Raw genomic sequence first — 20354 nt, 5'->3', positions numbered from 1 at the left:
CGTGCACGGCCGCGTCGCCGGCGCCGCGCTGGAGAACCTGGTCCTCGCGCATCCGTTCTACGCGACCCGCGACATCCCGCTGATCCTCGGCGACCACGTGTCCGCCGAGGACGGCACCGGCGCGGTCCATACCGCCCCCGGCCACGGCCAGGAGGACTATGCCGCCGCCCGCCGCTACGGTCTGATCGAGAAGTACGACGCGGCCGTGCTGAACCCGGTCGACGGGCGCGGCGTCTATCTGCCCGGCACCCCGCCGGCCGGCGACACCGAGCTGGCCGGCCAGCACATCTGGAAGGCCAACGACGCCATCGTCGAGGCGCTGCGCGCGAGCGGCGCGCTGCTGGCGTTCGCCAGGCTGGAGCACAGCTATCCGCATTGCTGGCGCCACAAGACGCCGATCGCGTTCCGCGCGACCCCGCAGTGGTTCATCTCGATGGAGCAGGCCAATCTGCGCGACGACGCGCTGGCGGCGATCAAGAACGTCGGCTGGTTCCCGAAGTGGGGCGAGGCGCGCATCGCCGGCATGGTCGAGGGGCGTCCGGACTGGACGATCTCGCGCCAGCGCACCTGGGGCGTGCCGATCGCGCTGTTCGTGCACCGGCAAAGCGGCGAGCCGCATCCGCGCAGCAGCGAGCTGATGCGCGCGGTCGCCGAGCGGGTCGAGCAGGGCGGCGTCGACGTCTGGTACACCCTGGACGCGGCCGAGCTGCTGGGCGAGGAGGCGGCCGACTACGAGAAGATCACCGACATCCTCGACGTCTGGTTCGACTCCGGCGTTACCCACGAGGCGGTGCTGGTCGAGCGCGGCTTCGGCAAGCCGGCCGACCTGTACCTGGAAGGCTCCGACCAGCACCGCGGCTGGTTCCAGTCCTCGCTGCTGACCGGCGTGGCGATGGACAAGGCGGCGCCGTACCGCCAGTGCCTGACCCACGGCTTCACCGTCGACGAGAAGGGCCGCAAGATGTCCAAGTCGCTCGGCAACGGCATCGAGCCGCAGGACATCATGAAGACCCTGGGCGCGGACATCCTGCGCCTGTGGATCGCCTCGGCCGACTACAGCAACGAGATGTCGCTGTCGCAGGAGATCCTCAAGCGCAACGCCGACGCCTACCGCCGCATCCGCAACACCGCGCGCTTCCTGCTGTCCAACCTGCACGGCTTCGAGCCGGCCCGCGACCTGCGCGCGCTGGACGACATGGTCGCGCTGGACCGCTGGATCGTGCATCGCGCCTGGGAGGTGCAGGAGAAGATCAAGGCCGCCTACGCGCGCTACGACTTCGCCGAGATCGTGCAGGCGCTGCTGAACTTCTGCAGCGTCGACCTGGGCTCGGTCTATCTCGACATCACCAAGGACCGCCTGTACACCATGCAGGAGGATTCGCGCGGCCGCCGTTCGGCGCAGAGCGCGATGTTCCGCATCATCGAGGCCTTCGTGCGCTGGATCGCGCCGGTGCTGAGCTTCACCGCCGACGAGTTGTGGGGCTACCTGCCGACGCCCGCCGACGGTGCGCGCCTGGACAATGTGCTGTTCGCGACCTGGTACGAGGGGCTGGCGCCGATGCCGGCCGACGCGCCGCTGTCGGCGGCCCGCTTCGACCGCCTGCTGGAGCTGCGCGAGCAGGTCAGCGCGGTGCTGGAGCCGATGCGCGCGGCCGGCGAGATCGGCGCGGCGCTGGATGCCGAGGTCACCCTCACGGTCGGCGACGACGAGCAGGCCTGGCTGGCGCCGCTGGCCGACGAGCTGCGGTTCCTGTTCATCAGCGGCGACGTCAGCGTGGTTGCCGGTGGCAACGGGGTGAAGGCGGCGGCGACCGACAAGCCCAAGTGCGTGCGTTGCTGGCACCATCGCGCCGACGTCGGCAGCGATCCGGCGCATCCGCAGCTGTGCGGGCGCTGCGTCAGCAACATCGACGGCAGCGGCGAACAGCGGCAGTGGTTCTGAGGACACGATGCCGATGACCGCTTCCCGTCCGTCCCCCAATGCGCTGGCCTGGCTTCTGGTTTCGGTGCTGGTGATCGCGCTCGACCAGCTGACCAAATGGTGGGTGCTGACCTCGTTGCCGGAGTACACCGCGATCCCGGTGATCGACGGCTTCTGGAACTGGTACCGCACCTACAACACCGGCGCCGCCTTCAGCTTCCTCAGCGACGCCGGAGGCTGGCAGAAGTATTTCTTCCTGGTGCTGGCGGTCGCGATCAGCGGCCTGCTCGGCTGGTGGCTGTCGCATACGCCGCGTCGCGACTGGCGCACCGCGCTGCCGTATGCGCTGGTGATCGGCGGTGCGATCGGCAACGTGATCGACCGTCTGATGCACGGGCACGTGGTCGACTTCATCCAGTGGTACTGGCGCGACTGGTACTGGCCCGCGTTCAACATCGCCGATTCGGCGATCGTCGCCGGCGCCGTCGGCATCGCCCTGATGGGCGTGTTCGGGCACAAGGCGCGGGAGGCGGCCGGGGAGGGCTGAGGCCACCCCGCCGGCCCGTCGAGGAGTAGAATCGCCCCATGGATGTCCTGCTCGCCAATCCCCGTGGTTTCTGCGCCGGTGTCGACCGCGCGATCGAGATCGTCAAGCGTGCGCTGGAGACGCTGGGCGCGCCGATCTACGTCCGTCACGAGGTCGTCCACAACCGCTTCGTGGTCGACGACCTGCGTCACCGCGGCGCGATCTTCGTCGAGGAGCTGGACGAGGTGCCCGACGGCGCGACCGTGATCTTCAGCGCCCACGGCGTCTCCCAGGCGGTGCGCACCGAGGCCGAACGACGCGACCTGAAGGTGTTCGACGCGACCTGTCCGCTGGTGACCAAGGTCCACTTCGAGGTCGCCCGCCATTGCCGCGCCGGCCGCGACGTGGTCCTGATCGGCCACGCCGGCCATCCCGAGGTCGAAGGCACGATGGGCCAGTGGCAGCGCGAGGCGGGCGAGGGGCGCATCTACCTGGTCGAGGACATCGAGGATGTCGCGGCACTGCAGGTGGGGCAGCCGGAGAACCTGGCCTACACCACCCAGACCACGCTGTCGGTCGACGACACCAAGGTGGTGATCGAGGCCCTGCGGAAGCGCTTCCCGGCGATCCAGGGCCCGAAGAACGACGACATCTGCTACGCGACCCAGAACCGCCAGGACGCGGTGCGCGAGCTGGCGGCCCGCTGCGACCTGGTCCTGGTCGTGGGCTCGGTCAACAGCTCCAATTCCAACCGCCTGCGCGAGCTGGCCGAACGCGAGGGCACTCGCGCCTACCTGATCGACGGCGCGATCGAGATCGACCCGGAATGGGTGCGCGGGTGCGAGCGGATCGGAGTGACTGCCGGTGCCTCGGCGCCGGAAGTGCTGGTGCGCGGTGTGATCGAGCGGCTGCGCGAACTGGGCGCGGGCCACGTCAACGAGCTGGACGGCGAGCCGGAAAGCATGGTGTTCGCGCTGCCGAAGGAGCTGCGCCTGCAGCTTGTCGACTGAATGGCCGGTCGATTGCGGTGCCGGCCGACCTGGCCGGGGCCGCGAATTGACCGCCACCCTCCGGCGCCCTAGAATCCACCTCCCTGTGCTCGCCTGTCGCGTTCCCGACGCGGTGGCGGCCAAGGCTCCCGCCGGAGTAGCTCAGTTGGTAGAGCACGTCATTCGTAATGATGGGGTCGTAGGTTCGATTCCTATCTCCGGCACCAATCGACGGTTCCGCCCGTGCCCGCACGGAGCGGCGCCTCGCAGAAGACCCCGCGCTTGCGGGGTTTTTTGTTGGGCGAGTGGTGGCAGCTCGCGCGAATGGGCGCTCAATCGCCGTCGTTGGGCAATGGCGCCAGGTAGTCCGCCACCGGTTCGAGGATGATCTCCGGCAGGCGCTCGGCGATGGCGTCCCGCATCTGCTGCCAGGCCTCCGGGTCCACCGACGGCTGCGCCAGCCCCTCGGCCTTCGCCTCGGCGGAGGGCCATTGGGTGTAGCTGTACCAGATGTCGTCCGGGCCTCGATGCAGGCGCGACCCCAGCGAGCCGCGCTCGGCCTTCAGCAACTGGGTGACGCGAGACCATGCGCGGACGAAGGACGCCTCGGTGCCGGGATGCAGGCGCCACCGGTAGAGGGCGCAGAAGGCGGGTTGCGGGTTGGTCATATGCGATGGGTCCGGTGCAGATGCGTTCTGGTGGAGGTGCATGGTGCCGGAATCGGACGGGTTTGGGACCGCAAGGCGAGAACCGCCTGGGCCAACGGGTAATGCGCCAACAGGTGATGCACGTGTTGGCCCGTCGCCTGGGCAGTCAAAGGCCACGGCCCGGATGGCCGGTGATGCGTTCCCGCTGTCTGTTGGGTCAGCGTGTTCGAAGGGCGCGACTTGAGGACCTTTCAGGCATCGCTGCCGTCGCCCGTGGCGCTCCGGGAGCGTCGCAGCAGAAGCGCCTCGCCAAGCGGGACGTCCGGTGTCTTGCGCCAGTGGTGGCGCCTGGTCGAAGCCACCGCGGACGCCACCGCCTCGGGATCGGCCGGCACGTGACCGGAGAGCGCCGAGAGCGCCTGATGCACGGCCTTGCGATGGGACTGGTTGACCCATTGCTTGCGTCTGGCGATCGCCTCGCGCCCGCCCCATTGGCTCTCGGCGACGACATTGCGTCGATCGCGCTCGAGACTCAGGGCCTTCTTCTCTTGAGGAGTTCGATGACGTTTCATGCGGAGTCCAATGCCCGAATCGTGCCTGCGGGGCCCGAAAAACGGTGAAGCGGCCTGGGGCGCGCGCACCTAGGTGCCTGCCACAGCGGGAGCGAGAACAAACAAGGCCGACGCGGCGATGCCCTGGATCGCCACATGAAGATAGAACCCGGGCGGGAGGTCGACAAGGGCGCGTGGTCCACGAAGGGCCACGGTGTCGGAGAACGCGACCAGGAAGCAGGCTACGAGCGCAAGGAGCGCATAGGCGAAGGCGCTCGGTTCCAAGAGGAGTGCAGCGCAGCCGCAGATGAGCAGCAACGACACCTCCGCCAGCAGCAGGACCGCCTTGATGCCCCATTGGGCGCGTGGGAGTTCGATGCCGGAGTCCTCCTTCAAGGCATCGACGAGGATGCCGAAGAGGACTGCGCCGTACATCAGATGCAGCGCGCCGAGGATGCGAAAGCATGTCTCCACTTGGTGTCCAGTACCCGGTCATCTCGCCATGTATCGCGCCGTGCCTGTGCCCGGTCGAACATCAGGGCCGCTGCACAATGAAGTAGACATGCCTGTCGTCGGGTCCCGCATCGAACTCGAGGTGACGGCAATGGCAGCCGGCGTCCTCGATTGTCCGCAGCAGTGCGGGAATCCCGGGCGAAGCGTGATAGAGCGCTTGCCCGAAGCAGGTTCCAGTGACTTCATCCGGAGCGTACACGCCGCCGGACGAGAAGATCAGGACACCGCCGCTGGAAAGCCCGCGGCACAGCTTGTCGACCACCGCGGTCTGGTGTCCCAGCGGCACGTGCCAGATGCTGTCCCAGGCGGAGATGAAGTCGAAGGGCTCGTCTATCTCCCACGTGCAGATGTCGGCGTGATGGAAGGTGACATCGGGGTGATGCCGCTTCGCGCGACGCAGCATCTCGGGGGACAGGTCGAGTGCCTCGACCCGGAAGCCTTTCTGCAACAGCAGGGACACGATGCGCCCGCTGCTGCCGCAACCCACGTCCAGCGCCGAGCCGCGCGCTGATACGAACGCAAGCGCGCGTTCATGCTGGGCCATGCCATTGGAGTGATCGAAGCCGGCGTGGTCCCAATGCTGGGCGATCCTGTCGTAGGTGGCGGCGGTTTGCGATGGCGTCATGGGGGGCGGGTCAGGTCGCGCAGCGGAGCGGCGTCGGCTCGAATGGATCGTCAGATGTCGTCATCGGAAGGTTCGGACGACTCGCTTCGGGCCCGGGCCCTGGCGATGGCCTCGGACTCCCTGGAGAGCAGGCGCCAGAACTCGCTGCCGTCCTTGCGGATATAGCGGATGGCACCGGCGCGGACCAGGATCCTTCTCAGCTCGTCTTCCTCGAAACCGCCGAGGCGCTCGCTCAGCAGCTCGAATGAGCGGTCGGTGTAGCCCTGGTGGCTGAGGAAGTGCCTGGCGGTCGTCTCGGCCATGTGCTCGGTCTTGATCGCCTCCAGCGCGATCCTGAAGTCGGTCGAAGACCGGTCCTTCTGAAGCCACCAGGCGACCAGGCCTCCAACCAGTACGCCGATGATGCCGAACAGGCCTGCGGTTATCTCCGGGCTCATGTTTGTCTTCCTGATAATCTATGCGTGAGGGCTGGGCTGTGCCACAAGGCGGTGTTGTGTTGGCTTGAACGAATCGTCAGGTCTTGACACTAGTTCCTGCACCATTGCTGCTCGCAGGGGATACCGTCATTGTCGCCGTCCATCTTGGTATTGGGGCAGTGCCTGATGAAGTGTGTGGCCTCTGCGCATGAAGTCATCTGTGAGCAGTGGGTGCGGCCGTCGCACTTGAAGGGGGCTGGAGCCGCGGTCCGGGCTGCTGTGGTTGGTGATGCGTGGCGGCCTTCTACCTGAGCAGCCATATGCGACTGGTACATGTCGTACCCCCAATAGGCCAGCATCGCAACTACTGCCAGAGTCAGTAGATTCTTCATCGCTACGACTTCCTCGCCACTGGAGCCCAACGCTGGATTCAAGCCGACCGGGGAAGCAACTTCGGCCTGAATGAGCAGCTATGGCGCAACCAGCGTCTGGTTCGCGCCGTTGCTGGCTCCGATTGGGCCGATCTCCGCAAGGTCGATCCCCTCGATGCAGGCCAGATTGTAGCCGTATTCGGTAGGCACGCTGCGACGTTGGTGATGCGTGTAGATCCCGCAGACACTGCAGAAGTAGTGTTTGGCGATCCGGGTGTTCCACTGATAGAGGCTGAGCTTGTCCTGGCCACGGGTGACGCGAAGCCGGTCGAGCGTTACCCCTGCCATGATCGCGCCCTTGCGGCTGCAGATGGAGCAATTGCAACGGCGAATGTTCTCGTGGCCGTTGAACAGGTCAACCTCGAATTCAACGGCTTTGCAATGACAGGTGCCTTTGACGATCTGCATGATCTCTATGTCGCGCCTCAACGCTTGAGTTGAGCCGACCCGTGAAGCGGGTTCGGCTTGAATGATGTATTGGGCTGCCCTCAATGCCTATGCCCACAGCGCGTGCGCCAAGATGAGCATAAGCACGATGGCAGGACCTGTAGCGGCAGCTAACCACAGCGGAATACGCTTATGTCTATAGACGGCAGCAGCGGCCAGCATGCTGCCTAAGATCGCTGAACCCCAAAATGTTGAGTTGCCCCTGGCCAACGGGACGTCGGGAGCGAGCAGGCGAGCTGTCAGAAAGATGGTTAATGGCGGAACCGCAAGGCCTGAAACAAAGGCTATCAGCGAATGAGCAAGACGCCAGGATCGCCGTGTTGTGGGGAGTGCTGCCTTTGCTGGCTGATAAGGATTGCTCATGTGCAGCCCTAAGCCGAGCCGACAAGCGACGTTGGCTTGAGTGAGCTGCTAGGGGCCATCGCGATAGTCTGCAGAGTCAGCTTTCATTGCGAGAATGAACTGTTCCAAGCTGCCATAAGGAAACCAGTGCGGGTACTCTGCAGGAAATGCTTCCGGTGCAGAGCCCCAGATCAAGTGCACGTTGACATAAGTTCCATCCTTCAAGACGGCTGCCACATCATCGTTGTCAACTCTCCGGCCAACAACTCTCGCCTCCATTCTGAAAAGTGGGTGCTGGCTGGAAATTTCACTTTCCAGCTGATTCTGGATGTGCAGGGCCTCAACTGCGAACTGGATGGTTTGCCAAGGCTCTTCCCACTGAATGCTATCAAAAGCGCTGTTCATAATGCCTGACGTCTTAACTGATCCGATCTGCGGAACGGGCTCGGCCTGAATGAACTGTTAGGCCCGCTTCCGAACAACGTAAACAACCGTGTCATCGTATCTGGCCACGCCAACTTGGTGGGTGTCACTTCGGACAGAAGTTGCCACCCAATCCGGAACAGGTGGGTCCCAGGTAACCATAGGGAAATCATATGGGTAGGTGGACCCATTGGGGTTCTGTGAATGAGCGTACACCGCATTGTCCATGGTGTTGCCGCATAGGGTTGCCCAAAGCTGGATAGGCTCCGAACGATGCTTGGCGAGCATCTCCAAGTACTGAAGCAGTCGAACCGTAGCGGCTGCAATCTCTGGGACGTTCTCTGGATGAGTGTTACCCCGGCCCCACCAATCCACATGAGTATGCCAGTGGTCGAACCAACTCGTCAGATCGAGACGGTCGATTTTTCGACGTTCACAAGCTTCTGCGCGAGCCCAGTAGACCTGCAATCTTTTGCGATAACGACGATCCATATGCGGGCCTGATGTCAGAGCTGATCCGATACGCGAAGCAGCATCGGTTTGATGAATTGTCAGGCGGCACGCGCCACCAACGGGACAAAGCGATAGTACAACCACAGCTCCAATGTGCTGCCAGCGAGTATGCCGCCTACAGATAGCGCCCACGATAGCCAGCCTGATGAATCCAGGACGGTAATGGCTAGCAGGCAGATGAAGAGAGGGATGAGCCCCATCGCCAGCAGATGAAGGGAGCTTTGCAGCCATGGGACGCCCACCATGCTCCCGCAGGACTGGCACTTCCTCTTGCGAGCTGGACCGAATGCAACCTTGGACCAGAAGTTCATACAGTGGTTGCCGCAATTTGGGCAGAGGGTGGGATGCATCATTGTGCTGCCTGACGACTGAGTTATACCTGGCCGCGAAGCGGCTTCGGTTTGAATGCGTTGTTGGCAGCAACCGGCCATCTAGACGGCCGGCCTGCCCGAACGTAATCAAGGTATTCAGATTGGGCAACGCCAAGATTGACCCAGCGGTTGGAATCAGCAGCTAGCGACGCGCTTGCATACGCAACGGCAGCTTGCGGATCTGGAAAGGTAGCCGCAGGATCACTAGGGCCGTCCGGCTCGACATTTGGGAAGGTGTACAAATCAAGATGCCCCTCATCCCCAATGTCCTCGACGTCATATACCCATATTTCTATCAATCCGCCTGACGGACGCAGTTCGACATGGCGGATGTGGCCTGCTCCAGAAGGGCTCGAACCAAGGAATTGCTCAACGGACCTGCCGCGTTGAAGTGCAGCGAAAATATCAATAGATAGGAGATGTCGCATAGCCATCTAGCACCTGAACTAAGCCGAGCCGCGAAGAGATTTCGACTTGAATGGACCGTCAGGCCTCGTCACGAAGAATCGCACTGCACAACGCCACGCAGTCGGAGCAGATGCCAGGTCGGTTTGAATCTCCGGGGATCAGCCGGTGAACTTCTGTTTCATTGCGCTGGCAGAACTCACAGACATTCTCCCCCAAGGCTTCGCGGGCGGCGCGACCCATCTCATATCGCCTGATTGGAAGCGGGACGGAACCTCCCTCGACCGGAACTATACGTACCTGGCTGGCATGGCTAATCTCCTCCTGCAGCCAATGGTAGTGGCACTGGCTCTCTCCCTCGCGACATACGGCTCCGGCAAAGACGTAGTTTTGGTCCGGTGCACCAGACAGGGAGATGTTGAGGTTCTCGACACTCGGGTGTCCGAACGTCCCCAGCTTTCTGTCATCAATGTAGAGGTCGAAATACATAGAGGACTAACGCCATAGTTGAGCCGAACCTGTGTCGGTGCGGAGGATAGCTACTAGCGTAGCGTAAAAGCATCCGGCCGGTGCCCCGATGCGGGTTCGGCTAGGACCGCCTTGTTAGCTAGCAAGCCGTGCGGCAAGTGCGACAGTGAACCCGGTCGCCGCCCCGATCTGGAGTCCACGGCCCGCGTTGCCATAAGCAAAGTGCCCCACTAAAGCTCCAGCTGCCATGCCAAGAAAAACCAACGGGAAAACACGGGCTGACTTGCGTGCACTTTCTCTCCGGGCGGCCTGCCGCGCCGCAGCTTCCGCCTGTATGTTGCGGGCTTCGGACATCGCCTCACGGGCGCGGAGCTCAGCTTCTTCTCTCGGCAATTTGTTTCTGTCCATGCTAGCCAACGCCCGAATTAAGATTTGCCGCGAAGCGGTCTCGGTTTGAATGAACCGTTAGAGCGCACTGTACCGCAGTGAATGGCATGTTGAGAGGGGCGGGATCCAATGAGCCAGATCAAGTGCCGGGCAATGGACGAGCAGGTGCGACAAGGCTCTGAGCCTGGAGCCGACGGCAGGGATTGAACCTGCACCCGGGAGACCTGAGTCTCCCGGGACCGCTGTGGCGGTACGTTTACCAATTCCGTCACGTCGGCAATGAACTGTGTGGCAGCGGCTTTCAGATCGGCTCCCAGATGTGGGCGAGGCCGACGGGCGAGCAGAATGAGGTCGGTCCGCTGACCGAACCACCGCCCCCAACAGCCCGGTCACCCCCCCTTGGACAGCATCACCAGCAACCCTTTGGCCGCGGCCAGGCGGGCGATGGCGTCGGGCAGCTCCAGGGTGACCCGCAGTTTGTCCGGGCCGTCCATGCGGTAGAGCTTGGGTTGGCCCTGGATCAGTTTGATGATCGCCATCGGGTCGACGTTGGGTTTCTCGACGAACTGCACGCGGCCGCCGTTCTCGCCCAGGTCGAGCTTGCGGATTCCCAGTGCGGTGGCGTCGAGCTTGAGTTCGGCGACCGCGAACAGGTGCTTGGCCGGGTCGGGCAGCAGGCCGAAACGGTCGATCATCTCCACCTGCATCTCGCGCAGCGCGTCCTTGTCGCGGGCGCCGCTGATCCGCTTGTACAGGGTCAGACGGGTGTGCACGTCCGGCAGGTAGTCGTCGGGGATCAGCGCCGGGATGTGCAGTTCGACCTCGGCGCCGCGGGCCTCGGTCTCGTCGGCGTCGGGCAGCTTGCCCTGGCGGATCGAGCGCACCGCGCGTTCGAGCAGCTCGGTGTACAGGCTGAAGCCGACCTCGGCCATCTGCCCGCTCTGGTCCTCGCCCAGCAGCTCGCCGGCGCCGCGGATCTCCAGGTCGTGGGTGGCGAGGGTGAAGCCGGCGCCGAGCTCGTCCATCGAGGCGATCGCGTCCAGGCGCTTCTGCGCGTCGGGGGTGATCGAGCGGCGGTCGGGGGTGACCAGGTAGGCGTAGGCGCGGTGGTGCGAGCGGCCGACCCGTCCGCGCAACTGGTGCAGCTGGGCGAGGCCGAACTTGTCGGCGCGGTTGATGATGATGGTGTTGGCGTTGGGGATGTCGATGCCCGACTCGATGATGGTCGAGCACAGCAGCACGTTGAAGCGCTGCTTGTGGAAGTCGAGCATGACCTTTTCCAGCTCGCGCTCGGGCATCTGGCCGTGGGCGATGCCGATGCGCGCCTCCGGCACCAGTTCCTGCAACTGCCGCTGCATGCGGCCGATGCTTTCCACGTCGTTGTGCAGGAAGTAGACCTGGCCGCCGCGCGAGAGCTCGCGCTGGAACGCCTCGCGCAGCTGGGCGTCGTCCCAGGGCACGACGAAGGTCTGCACCGCCAGCCGGTGCGCGGGCGGGGTGGCGATGATGCTCAGGTCGCGCAGGCCGGCCATCGCCATGTTCAGGGTGCGCGGGATCGGCGTCGCGGTCAGGGTCAGCAGGTGCACGTTGGCGCGCAACGCCTTCAGCGCCTCCTTCTGGCGCACACCGAAGCGCTGCTCCTCGTCGACGATCACCAGGCCCAGGTCCTTGAAGCGCACGTCCTTCTGCAGCAGCCGGTGGGTGCCGACGATCACGTCGAGCTGGCCCTCGGCGAGCTTGTCGAGCTCGGCCTTGATCTCCTTGCTGCTCTTGAAGCGCGACAGTACCTCGACCCGCAGCGGCCAGTCGGCGAAACGGTCGCGGAAGTTGCGGTAGTGCTGCTCGGCCAGCAGGGTGGTCGGCACCAGCAGGGCGACCTGGCGGCCGCCGCTGGCGGCGACGAAGGCCGCGCGCACCGCGACCTCGGTCTTGCCGAAGCCGACATCGCCGCAGACCACCCGGTCCATCGGCTGGCTCGACTGCAGGTCGCGGATCACCGCTTCGATCGCGGCGTGCTGGTCGGGCGTCTCCTCGAACGGGAACGTGGCCGCGAACGGCTCGTACATCGCCCGATCGACGTCGATCGCCAGTCCGGCGCGGGCCTGGCGCTTGGCCTGGATCTCCAGCAGTTCGGCGGCGACGTCGCGGACCTTCTCGGCCGCCTTGCGCTTGGCCTTGCTCCACTGCTCGCCACCGAGCGAATGCAGCGGCGCGGTCTCCTCGGAGGCGCCGGAGTAGCGGTTGATCAGGTGCAACTGGGCGACCGGCACGTACAGGCGGTCGCCCTTGGCGTACTCGATCTCCAGGTATTCGCCGGGCTCGCCGCCGGCCTCCAGCACGATCAGCCCGCGATAGCGGCCGACGCCGTGGTCCTCGTGGACGATCGGCGCGCCTTCGCGCAGCTCGCCGAGGTCGCGGATGATGGTCTCCGGCTCGCGGCCGACCCGGCGGCGCCGGCGCGGCTGGCTGGCGCGCTCGGGGAACAGCTGGCGTTCGGTGAGCACCGCGATCTGCGGCGCATCCAGGGCGAAGCCGTCCTCCAGCGGTGCCACCGCGATCGCGAAGCGGGCGTCGCCGTCGAGGAAGTCGCGCCAGCCCGGCAGCGTCGCCGGACGCAGCTGCGCGGGTTCCAGCACCTCCAGCAGCGCCTCGCGCCGTCCCGGCGAGTCGGCGGCGATCAGTACCCGGCCCGGGTAGCTGGACAGGAACGAGGTCAGCGCCTCGCCCGGGGCGTGGTCGCGCGCGGCCACCGGCAGGCTGGGCGCGGGCTGCTCGCCCAGCGCCTGCGCGCGTTCGCGCTGCGGATGCGACTCGCCGCAGACCTCGATGCGCGGCGCCTTGTTGAGGCGCTCGCGCATGGCGTCGGGCGACAGGTACAGCTCGGCCGGGGTCAGCACCGGTCGTTCGATGTCGTGGCGGCGCTGCTCGTAGCGCTCACCGGTCTGCTTCCAGAACGCGTCGGCGGCCTCGTGGATGCCGTCGCCGAGCACCGGCAGCGCACGCTCGCCGAGGTAGTCGAACAGGGTCGCGGTCGCCTCGGCGGCCTCGCGGCGGGCGCTGCCGGGCTTTTCGAAGAACAGCGGCAGGTAGTACTCGATGCCGCCGGGGGCGACGCCGGCCTTGAGGTCCTGGTACAGCGCGCTGTTGCGGGTATCCAGGTCGAAGCGTTCGCGCAGCGCGTCGAGCACCTCCTTGATCGAGGCCTCGTCCAGCGGCAGCTCGCGACCGGGCAGCATGCGCACCGCGTCGATCTTCTCCAGCGAGCGCTGCGACTCGGGGTCGAAGCCGCGGATGGTGTCGATCTCGTCGTCCAGCAGTTCGACCCGGAACGGTTGCTCGGCGCCCATCGGGAACACGTCGAGCAGGCCGCCACGGACCGCGAAGTCGCCCGGGTCGAGCACCTGCGGGACATGGCGGTAGCCGGCCGACTCCAGCCTCCTCTTCTCGGCATCCAGGTCCAGGCGCTGGCCGACCGCGATGTCGAAGCTGGATCCGATCACGTGTCGCTTGGGCGCCAACCGTTGCAACAGGGTCTGCACCGGCACGATCACGATGCTGGCGCGGCTCAGGTCCGGCAGGCGGTGCAGCACCGCCAGGCGCTGGCTGACGATGTCCGGATGCGGGCTGAAGACGTCGTAGGGCAGGGTCTCCCAGTCCGGGAACGCGAGCACCGGCAGCGTCGTCGCGTCATCGCCCCCGTCAGCACCACTGCCAGCACCACTGCCAACCAGGGTGCGCAGATCGGCTTCCAGCTGGTGGGCGGCGTGGTTGTCGCGGGTGATCGCCAGCAACGGCCCGTCATGCGTCCGCGCGGCCTGCAGCACATGCCAGGCCAGCGCCGAGGCCGAGGCCGGCGCGCGCCACCAGGCGCGCGGCTGGCCGCTGCGGGGCAGTGGAGGGGAGGGCGGAAGGGTCGGGGCGGACTTGGATCGGGTCATCGGGCCTGGCGCAAAACGACGGCGGCGCCGGACACCGCAGTGCCCAGCGCGATCGGGTCGCGCATTCTAACGCGGCCCTGCTGACAGACCCTGACAGCAGAGCCGGTGCCGCCGCGAGCTACGGTCGCGCTTCCAGGACCAGGTTGAACGGGGTCTCGGTGGCGCGGCGGAAGTGTCCGAAGCCGGCCTCGTCCATCAGCTCGCGCAGCCGTGCCTCGCCGGCCTGGGCGCCGAGCGCGGGACCGTTGCGGGCCAGCGACACCGGTACGCAGATCTGCGAGGAGGCGCCGTAGTAGAGCCGGCCGACCGGATTGAGGTTGCTTTCCACGCTGTCGCCGGCGAAGGGTTCGACCAGCATGCAGCAGCCGTCGTCGCTGAGCGCGCGGCGCGCATGGCGCGCGGCCCCGATCGGATCGGCCATGTCATGCAGGCAGTCGAAGAAGGCGATGAGGTCGAAGCCCTTGCCGTCGTAACCGGTCGCGTCGGCGACTTCGAAGCTGGCGTTGTCGATGCCGGCGTCGCGGGCGCGCTGGCGGGCGACATCGATCGACGGCGGGTGGTAGTCGTAGCCGACGAACTGGCTGGCGGGAAATGCCCGCGCCATCAGCAGGGTGCTGGCGCCATGGCCGCAGCCGACGTCGGCGACCCTGCCGCCGGCACCGAGCCGGTCGACCGTGCCGTCGAGCGCGGGCAGCCATTCGCCGAGCAGGTGGGCGTTGTAGCCGGCGCGGAAGAAGCGTTCGGTGCCGTGGAACAGGCAGGCGTGATGCTCGCCCCATTCCATGCCGTCGCCGCTGCGGAAGTTGTCGCGGGTGCGTTCCAGCGCGTGGAACACCGCCTCGATGATGCTGTAGGCGCCGGGCACGTCGACCGGGCTGTCCGGGTCGGCCATGCACAGGACCTGCTCTTCGGTCATCGAATAGGTGTCGCTGGCCGGGTCGTACTCGACGTAGCCGCCGGCGGCCTGGTTGGCCAGCCATTCGCGCACGTAGCGCTCGTGGGTGCCGGTGCTCGCCGCCAGCCCGGCCGAGCTGGTCGGTCCCTTGGCGAGGGCCTTGTACAGGCCGAGCTGGTCGCCGATCAGGACCAGGGTGGCGCTCATCGCGCCGCCCAGGTCGCCGAGTGCGCGGCCAAGGAACTGATTGAGGCGGTCCTGGTCGATCATGTGGGCTCCTGGAGTCGGGCCCATCCGTGGGGACGCGGCGCGGCCCGCCGCAGGCTCCCCTGTCCTGCTGTCAACGGAATGCGGAGGCAGAAACGGACGCGCCCGCGAAGGCGCGGGCGGCAGCGGTCGGACGCGGACTCAGGAGGCGGCCTGCAGCGGCGGCGGCTCGAGGTCGAGCACCACCCGCACCAGTCCCGGGGCTTCCTGCATGTGCTCGCGGACGAAGCCCAGCGACTGCGCCAGTTGCAGCATCGGCTGGTTGTGCTCGAACACGTCGCCGTAGACGCGATGCACCTTCTTGCCGCGCGCCCACTTGACCAACCGGGTCATCAGGTAGCGGCCCAGGCCCATGCCGGCGATGTAATGGCTGACCAGGATCGCGAACTCGGCGTCGTTGCTGGCATCGTCGATCGCGATCCGGGCGACCGCTCCGACCAGGGCCTCGCCGGGCGGCAGCGGCTCGGCGGCGACCAGGGCGAACTCGGTCTTGGGGTTGACCCGGGAGAAGCGGTCGGCCGCTTCCGGAGTCAGCTCCTTGACCGCGTGCAGGAAGCGCTGGCGGACCTCGTCGGGCTGCAACAGGCTGAAGCCCTCGCGCAATGGAACCGCGTCCTCGGGCCGGATCGGGCGTATCAGCACCTCGCGCCCGTTGGGCAGGCGCTGGTATTCGTGCCAGGGCGGGAGCCGTTCACGCAAGGCCATGGGCAAATGATCGCACAGGGGGTGGGGGCGACTTCTTCATGCGGCTGTCACGTCCTCTTCTACGCCAGTGGCCGATGGCCGGCGTCTGCCATCAGTAACGGCAACCGACGGCGGGAGCGGTCGCGCCGGCCCGTGCCCGGGGCGCGCCGCCATCACCGGCGGTCGCCGGCCGATGCTAGACTCGCGCCGCCTGCGCAACCGGCGCGTCGCGCCAACGCGATGCCGGTCCGCGAGCCAGGAAGGCAGGTGCGTGTTCGGGCCGGTATGGCCGCGATCCACGCGACTCCGCGCGCGGTGCGGCGCGCGGATGCTGTCCGGGCGTGTCCAGGATGGATGCGCTCCGATTCGTCCCCCAAAAAACCGATGGAGTGACCCGATGGCCGGTGGTGGTGATTCGACCCGAGCGATTTTCTTCGCGCTGGGCGCCAATTTCGCGATTGCCTGCGCGAAGGGCGTGGCAGCGTTCTTCACCGGCTCAGGCGCGATGCTGGCCGAGACCGTCCACTCGCTGGCCGACTGCGGCAACCAGGGGCTGCTGCTGCTGGGAATGAAGCAGGCCAAGCGCCCGGCCTCGCCCGATCACCCGTTGGGCTTCGGCAAGGCGGTGTATTTCTGGTCGTTCCTGGTCGCGGTGATGCTGTTCTCGGTCGGCGGCATGTTCTCGCTGTACGAGGGCATCCACAAGCTGCAGCACCCCGAGCCGCTGAAGCAGTGGTGGTGGGCGGTCGGCGTGCTGATCTTCGGCATCGTGGTGGAGGGCATCTCGATGCGCGCCTGCATGCAGGAAGTGAACAAGTCGCGTGGCGACCGCGGGATCTGGCAGTGGTTCCGCGAGAGCCGTCAGAGCGAGCTGGTGGTGATCTTCGGCGAGGACCTCGCCGCCCTGCTGGGCCTGATGTTCGCCCTGGTCGCGGTGGTGCTGGCGGTGGTCACCGGCAATCCGATCTGGGATGCGGTCGGCACGATCGGCATCGGCGTGCTGTTGATCGTGATCGCGGTGCTGGTCGCGGTCGAGGTCAAGGCGATGCTGATCGGCCAGAGCGTGGACCCGGAACGCCAGCGCCAGATCCGCGCCTTCCTCGACACCCGTCCGGAGATCGAGCGGGTCATCAGCCTGATCACCCTGCAGCTGGGCAACGACATGATGGTCTCGGTGCAGGCGCAGATGCGCGACAGCGGCGACAGCCGTTCCCTGGTGGAACGGATCAACGGCGTCGAGCGCGCGCTGAAGCAGACCTTCCCGGACGTGCGCTGGAGCTTCTTCGAGCCGGACGTGAAGGCCGGGATCTGAGCGCGTGAGCCGGCTCTGAGCCTCAGGTCGCGGCCTTGAGCCAGTCCAGGCGCCAGCAGGCGCCGGCCTGGCCGAGTCCGGCGACCAGTTCGGGCAGGGCCGCGGCCAGGGCGGTATCGAGCCGCCAGGGCGGATTGAGCAGGAGCAGGCCGCTGCCGTTCATCCGCAGCGGCGAGTCGTCCGGATGCACCATCAGTTCGGCGACGAAGGACGATTTCGCCGGCAGCGTCGCCGCGCGGCGCAGGAACGGTTGCAGCGAGCGCCGCCGCTTGATCGGGTACCACAGCGCGTATACCGCCTGCGGCCAGCGCTCCAGCGACTGCCGCAGCGCCGCCAGCGCGTGGTCGAACTCCTCCAGCTGGGCCTCGTAGGGCGGGTCGATCAGGACCAGGCCGCGGGCGAAACGGGTGTCGCCGATCCGCGGCGGCAGCAGCGCCTTGAGCGCGGCATAGCCGTCGCGCTGGTGGACGGCGACGCGCGGGTCGCGGGAAAAGACCGTGCGCAGGGCCTCGGCTTCCTCCGGTTGCAGTTCGCAGGCGGCGACGCGGTCGTGTTCGCGCAATGCGTGCGCGAGCAGCCAGGGCGAGCCCGGGTAGGCTTCGGCGCCGTGCGCCATCCGGCAGGCCTGCACCGCCCGCAGGTAGCGCTCCAGCGGCGCGCACTGGCGCGGCAGTTCGAGCAGGCGGCCGATCCCGTCGGCGGCCTCGCCGGTGCGCCGGGCGGCGTCGGCGTCGAGCCGGTACAGGCCGCGGCCGGCATGGGTGTCCAGCGCGAACAGCGGCGCCGGCTTCGCGGTCAGCGCGTCGCAGACCGCCAGCAGCACCACGTGCTTGAGGACGTCGGCGTGGTTGCCGGCATGGAAGGCATGGCGATAGTTCATGGGGTGCCGGGGGCAGGGACGTACGTCCATTCTGCCTGTTGCGCGCGCAGCGGTGTGCGTGGGTACGCGATCGGGGCGGCCGGCCGTGAATTGCATAAGATTGGGCGGCCCCCCGCTGCCCGGCTCCAACCCCATGCGCATTCTCCTGGTCGAAGACGAAACCGCGATCGCCGCCACCGTGCAGTACGCCCTGCAGGCGGCGGGATTCGGCGTCGACCATTGCCTGACCGGCGACGAGGCGCGGCGGCTGGCCGGCGCCGTCCAGCACGATCTGGCGATCCTCGACATCGGCCTGCCCGACGTCAGCGGGCTCGACCTGTGCCGCGAGCTGCGCCGGCACCGCGACCTGCCGGTGATCTTCCTGACCGCGCAGGACGGCGAGATCGACCGCATCCTCGGCCTGGAACTGGGCGCCGACGATTACGTGACCAAGCCGTTCTCGCCGCGCGAGCTGGTCGCGCGGGTGCGGGTGGTGCTGCGCCGCGGCCAGCGCCAGGCGGGGCCGGTGCAGGCTGCCGGCGATTTCGAACACGATTGCGACGGCCGCCGGATCCGCTACCGCGGCCAGCTGCTGGACCTGACCCGCTACGAATACGGTCTGTTGGCCGCGCTGCTGCAGCGTCCCGGCGCGGTGCTGTCGCGGGCCCAGTTGATGGACAGGGTCTGGGGCGATGCGCTGGAGAGCGGCGACCGTACCGTCGACACCCACGTCAAGACGGTGCGCGCCAAGCTGCGCGAACTCGATGGCGATGCCGATCCGATCCGGACCCATCGCGGCCTGGGCTATTCGATCGACGTCGGCGGCGGCGACGCCGGCATGGTCTGAGCGACGACGGTACGGCCATGAAGATCGGACTGCGGATTTTTCTCGGTTACTTCCTGATCGTGGCGTTGGCGGCGATGCTGCTGGCGCGGGTGTTCCTGGCCGAGGTCAAGCCCGGCGTGCGCCAGGCGATGGAGGACACCCTGGTCGACAGCGCCAACGTGCTGGCCGAACTGGCGACCGACGACTTCCTCGCCGGGCGCATCGACGGCGGCGCCTTCGCCGGCCGCATCCGCGCGCTGCAGCGGCGCGATCTCGGCGCCGAGATCTGGGGCTTCGGCAAGCGCGCCGCCCAGTACCGCGTCTACATCACCGACGCCCGCGGCATCGTGGTGTTCGACAGCAGCGGTCGCGACCTGGGCAAGGACTATTCGCGCTGGAACGATGTCTACCTGACCCTGCGCGGCCGCTACGGTGCCCGTTCCAGCCCGGAGAGCCCCGACGCCCCGAATGCGACGGTGATGCACGTCGCCGCGCCGATCCGCGATGTCGACGGCCGCATCGTCGGCTCGCTGACGGTGGCCAAGCCCAACCGCGCCATCGAGCCGTTCATCGCCCGCAGCCAACGGGTGGTGCTGTCGTGGGGCCTGCTGCTGCTGGGGGTGGCATTGGCGGTCGGAGTGGTCGCCGCATGGTGGCTGTCGCGGCAACTGCAGGGGTTGCAGCGTTATGCCGGCGAGGTCACCGCCGGCGAGCGCACCCTGCCGCCGAAGTCCAGCGGCGAGTTCAAGGCGCTCGGCGAGGCGCTGGAGACCATGCGCACGCGGCTGGAAGGCAAGCAGTACGTCGAACAGTACGTGCACACGCTGACCCATGAGATGAAGAGCCCGCTGGCGGCGATCCGCGGCAGTGCCGAGCTGCTGGAGGGCGCGCACGAAGGCGGCGAGGGCGGGACCGCGCCGGCGATGGCCGAAGCCGATCGCGCCCGCTTCGCGGCCAGCATCCGCCACCAGAGCGAGCGGCTGGCGCAGATGATCGACAAACTGCTGGCGCTGGCCTCGGTCGAGCACCGGCAGCGCCTGGAGAACCCGCAGCCGCTGGCGCTGGACGTGTTGATCGCCGAGGCCGCCGACGCCGCAAGGCCGGGGCTGGAGCGGGCCGGGGTGTCGTGCCGGGTGATGCCCGGCGATGTCGCGCCGCGGGTGCTCGGCGATGCGTTCCTGATGCGCCAGGCGCTGGTCAACCTGATCGAGAATGCCGCCGACTTCTCCGCCCGCGGTGGCCGGGTCGAGATCGCGGTCGATGTCGATGGCGACGGGCTGCGCATCGATGTGCGCGATCGCGGCGCCGGCATCCCGGGATATGCGCTGGAGCGGGTGTTCGAGCGCTTCTACTCGCTGGCCCGGCCGGACGGCGGCAGCCGCAGCAGCGGGCTGGGCCTGAGCTTCGTCGCCGAGGTCGCGGCCCTGCACGGCGGCCGCGCGGCGCTGCGCAACCGCGACGGCGGGGGGGCGGTCGCCAGTCTGTGGCTGCCGGTGCCGCCGCCGTCCTGAGCATCACTTCACCCTCGCTTCACCGTCGCGCCATCGTCGCTCCGCAACCGCCGCCGATCCTGTCGGCCTCGCAACGATGTTCGACAG

General features: G+C 67.1%; 19 protein-coding genes and 2 tRNA genes. 7 read left to right on the top strand and 14 right to left on the bottom strand.

Features of this window, described 5'->3' with window-relative positions; translation table 11 throughout:
• From FKV24_RS12120 to FKV24_RS12105, 4 genes are all read left to right on the top strand, one after another.
• The coding region (locus FKV24_RS12120; RefSeq protein ID WP_141482554.1) for an isoleucine--tRNA ligase at window positions 1-1942 on the top strand (1942 nt) is incomplete at its 5' end.
• A gap of 13 nt (window positions 1943-1955) precedes the next feature.
• Window positions 1956-2468 (top strand): signal peptidase II, encoded by a 513-nt coding sequence (gene lspA / locus FKV24_RS12115; protein WP_111266028.1) that lies wholly within the window; start codon window positions 1956-1958, stop codon window positions 2466-2468.
• A 38-nt stretch (window positions 2469-2506) separates the two neighbouring features.
• Window positions 2507-3457 carry a 4-hydroxy-3-methylbut-2-enyl diphosphate reductase gene (gene ispH / locus FKV24_RS12110; protein ID WP_141482553.1) on the top strand — a complete coding sequence of 317 codons (951 nt, stop codon included), beginning with the start codon at window positions 2507-2509 and terminating at the stop codon, window positions 3455-3457.
• Window positions 3458-3587: 130 nt separating this feature from the next.
• Window positions 3588-3663 (top strand) — tRNA-Thr (locus FKV24_RS12105).
• Window positions 3664-3768: 105 nt separating this feature from the next.
• Here the strand turns inward: FKV24_RS12105 and FKV24_RS12100 are convergent.
• The 13 genes from FKV24_RS12100 to FKV24_RS12035 all read right to left on the bottom strand — a co-directional run bounded on the left by FKV24_RS12100 (window position 3769) and on the right by FKV24_RS12035 (window position 15780).
• Window positions 3769-4104: an antibiotic biosynthesis monooxygenase family protein gene (locus tag FKV24_RS12100; RefSeq protein WP_141482552.1), complete on the bottom strand. Its 336-nt coding sequence runs from the start codon at window positions 4102-4104 to the stop codon at window positions 3769-3771.
• A 230-nt stretch (window positions 4105-4334) separates the two neighbouring features.
• Window positions 4335-4655, bottom strand: coding sequence for a hypothetical protein (locus FKV24_RS12095; RefSeq protein WP_141482551.1), 321 nt, complete (start codon window positions 4653-4655; stop codon window positions 4335-4337).
• A 69-nt stretch (window positions 4656-4724) separates the two neighbouring features.
• Window positions 4725-5108, bottom strand: a complete 384-nt coding sequence (locus tag FKV24_RS12090; RefSeq protein ID WP_141482550.1) for a hypothetical protein — start codon at window positions 5106-5108, stop codon at window positions 4725-4727.
• A 61-nt stretch (window positions 5109-5169) separates the two neighbouring features.
• Entirely contained in the window at window positions 5170-5772 is a 603-nt protein-coding gene (locus FKV24_RS12085) for a class I SAM-dependent methyltransferase (protein ID WP_141482549.1), read from the bottom strand.
• Window positions 5773-5822: 50 nt separating this feature from the next.
• The gene (locus FKV24_RS12080; RefSeq protein ID WP_141482548.1) at window positions 5823-6209 is read right to left on the bottom strand and encodes a hypothetical protein; all 387 of its coding nucleotides are present in this window, start codon (window positions 6207-6209) and stop codon (window positions 5823-5825) included.
• An 89-nt stretch (window positions 6210-6298) separates the two neighbouring features.
• Entirely contained in the window at window positions 6299-6508 is a 210-nt protein-coding gene (locus FKV24_RS20060) for an excalibur calcium-binding domain-containing protein (RefSeq protein ID WP_283016211.1), read from the bottom strand.
• 150 nt (window positions 6509-6658) lie between these two features.
• Window positions 6659-7027 carry a GFA family protein gene (locus tag FKV24_RS12070; protein ID WP_141482546.1) on the bottom strand — a complete coding sequence of 123 codons (369 nt, stop codon included), beginning with the start codon at window positions 7025-7027 and terminating at the stop codon, window positions 6659-6661.
• A 450-nt stretch (window positions 7028-7477) separates the two neighbouring features.
• Window positions 7478-7813, bottom strand: coding sequence for a hypothetical protein (locus tag FKV24_RS12065; protein WP_141482545.1), 336 nt, complete (start codon window positions 7811-7813; stop codon window positions 7478-7480).
• A gap of 1388 nt (window positions 7814-9201) precedes the next feature.
• On the bottom strand, window positions 9202-9609 hold the full coding sequence (locus FKV24_RS19590; RefSeq protein WP_211371857.1) for a ClpX C4-type zinc finger protein: 408 nt from the start codon (window positions 9607-9609) through the stop codon (window positions 9202-9204).
• 551 nt (window positions 9610-10160) lie between these two features.
• A tRNA-OTHER gene (locus FKV24_RS12050) sits at window positions 10161-10253 on the bottom strand.
• Between the two features lie 111 nt (window positions 10254-10364).
• Window positions 10365-13913 (bottom strand): transcription-repair coupling factor, encoded by a 3549-nt coding sequence (mfd, locus tag FKV24_RS12045; RefSeq protein ID WP_111266038.1) that lies wholly within the window; start codon window positions 13911-13913, stop codon window positions 10365-10367.
• 118 nt (window positions 13914-14031) lie between these two features.
• Window positions 14032-15078 (bottom strand): class I SAM-dependent methyltransferase, encoded by a 1047-nt coding sequence (locus FKV24_RS12040; RefSeq protein WP_111266039.1) that lies wholly within the window; start codon window positions 15076-15078, stop codon window positions 14032-14034.
• Between the two features lie 138 nt (window positions 15079-15216).
• Entirely contained in the window at window positions 15217-15780 is a 564-nt protein-coding gene (locus FKV24_RS12035) for a GNAT family N-acetyltransferase (RefSeq protein ID WP_111266040.1), read from the bottom strand.
• Window positions 15781-16156: 376 nt separating this feature from the next.
• On the opposite strand from FKV24_RS12035, the gene FKV24_RS12030 reads away from it, so the two are divergent.
• A complete protein-coding gene (locus tag FKV24_RS12030) occupies window positions 16157-17071 on the top strand; it encodes a cation diffusion facilitator family transporter (RefSeq protein ID WP_111266041.1) in 915 nt (304 codons plus the stop codon).
• Window positions 17072-17093: 22 nt separating this feature from the next.
• Here FKV24_RS12030 and FKV24_RS12025 read toward each other — a convergent pair whose 3' ends face one another.
• Window positions 17094-17951: a 23S rRNA (adenine(2030)-N(6))-methyltransferase RlmJ gene (locus tag FKV24_RS12025; protein ID WP_111266042.1), complete on the bottom strand. Its 858-nt coding sequence runs from the start codon at window positions 17949-17951 to the stop codon at window positions 17094-17096.
• 133 nt (window positions 17952-18084) lie between these two features.
• Here FKV24_RS12025 and creB point away from each other — a divergent pair, with 133 nt between their 5' ends.
• The gene (gene creB / locus FKV24_RS12020; RefSeq protein ID WP_111266043.1) at window positions 18085-18777 is read left to right on the top strand and encodes a two-component system response regulator CreB; all 693 of its coding nucleotides are present in this window, start codon (window positions 18085-18087) and stop codon (window positions 18775-18777) included.
• A 17-nt stretch (window positions 18778-18794) separates the two neighbouring features.
• Window positions 18795-20267, top strand: coding sequence for a two-component system sensor histidine kinase CreC (gene creC, locus FKV24_RS12015; protein ID WP_141482544.1), 1473 nt, complete (start codon window positions 18795-18797; stop codon window positions 20265-20267).
• The last annotated feature ends 87 nt before the right edge of the window (window positions 20268-20354 follow it).

It is taken from the genome of Marilutibacter maris, assembly GCF_006546735.2.
Lineage (GTDB): Bacteria > Pseudomonadota > Gammaproteobacteria > Xanthomonadales > Xanthomonadaceae > Marilutibacter > Marilutibacter maris.
Note: the sequence above shows the minus strand (reverse complement) of the source record. Positions and strands in the feature narration are given on the sequence as shown.

Coding starts and splice junctions, on each gene's coding strand:
- FKV24_RS12080 (WP_141482548.1), bottom strand. CDS start 6,209: ATGAGCCCGGAGATAACCGCAGGCCTGTTCGGCATCATCGGCGTACTG.
- FKV24_RS12065 (WP_141482545.1), bottom strand. CDS start 7,813: ATGAACAGCGCTTTTGATAGCATTCAGTGGGAAGAGCCTTGGCAAACC.
- FKV24_RS12095 (WP_141482551.1), bottom strand. CDS start 4,655: ATGAAACGTCATCGAACTCCTCAAGAGAAGAAGGCCCTGAGTCTCGAG.
- FKV24_RS12025 (WP_111266042.1), bottom strand. CDS start 17,951: ATGAACTATCGCCATGCCTTCCATGCCGGCAACCACGCCGACGTCCTC.
- FKV24_RS19590 (WP_211371857.1), bottom strand. CDS start 9,609: ATGTATTTCGACCTCTACATTGATGACAGAAAGCTGGGGACGTTCGGA.
- lspA (WP_111266028.1), top strand. CDS start 1,956: ATGACCGCTTCCCGTCCGTCCCCCAATGCGCTGGCCTGGCTTCTGGTT.
- FKV24_RS12030 (WP_111266041.1), top strand. CDS start 16,157: ATGGCCGGTGGTGGTGATTCGACCCGAGCGATTTTCTTCGCGCTGGGC.
- FKV24_RS20060 (WP_283016211.1), bottom strand. CDS start 6,508: ATGGCTGCTCAGGTAGAAGGCCGCCACGCATCACCAACCACAGCAGCC.
- creC (WP_141482544.1), top strand. CDS start 18,795: ATGAAGATCGGACTGCGGATTTTTCTCGGTTACTTCCTGATCGTGGCG.
- ispH (WP_141482553.1), top strand. CDS start 2,507: ATGGATGTCCTGCTCGCCAATCCCCGTGGTTTCTGCGCCGGTGTCGAC.
- FKV24_RS12100 (WP_141482552.1), bottom strand. CDS start 4,104: ATGACCAACCCGCAACCCGCCTTCTGCGCCCTCTACCGGTGGCGCCTG.
- FKV24_RS12085 (WP_141482549.1), bottom strand. CDS start 5,772: ATGACGCCATCGCAAACCGCCGCCACCTACGACAGGATCGCCCAGCAT.
- mfd (WP_111266038.1), bottom strand. CDS start 13,913: ATGACCCGATCCAAGTCCGCCCCGACCCTTCCGCCCTCCCCTCCACTG.
- creB (WP_111266043.1), top strand. CDS start 18,085: ATGCGCATTCTCCTGGTCGAAGACGAAACCGCGATCGCCGCCACCGTG.
- FKV24_RS12070 (WP_141482546.1), bottom strand. CDS start 7,027: ATGCAGATCGTCAAAGGCACCTGTCATTGCAAAGCCGTTGAATTCGAG.
- FKV24_RS12035 (WP_111266040.1), bottom strand. CDS start 15,780: ATGGCCTTGCGTGAACGGCTCCCGCCCTGGCACGAATACCAGCGCCTG.
- FKV24_RS12040 (WP_111266039.1), bottom strand. CDS start 15,078: ATGATCGACCAGGACCGCCTCAATCAGTTCCTTGGCCGCGCACTCGGC.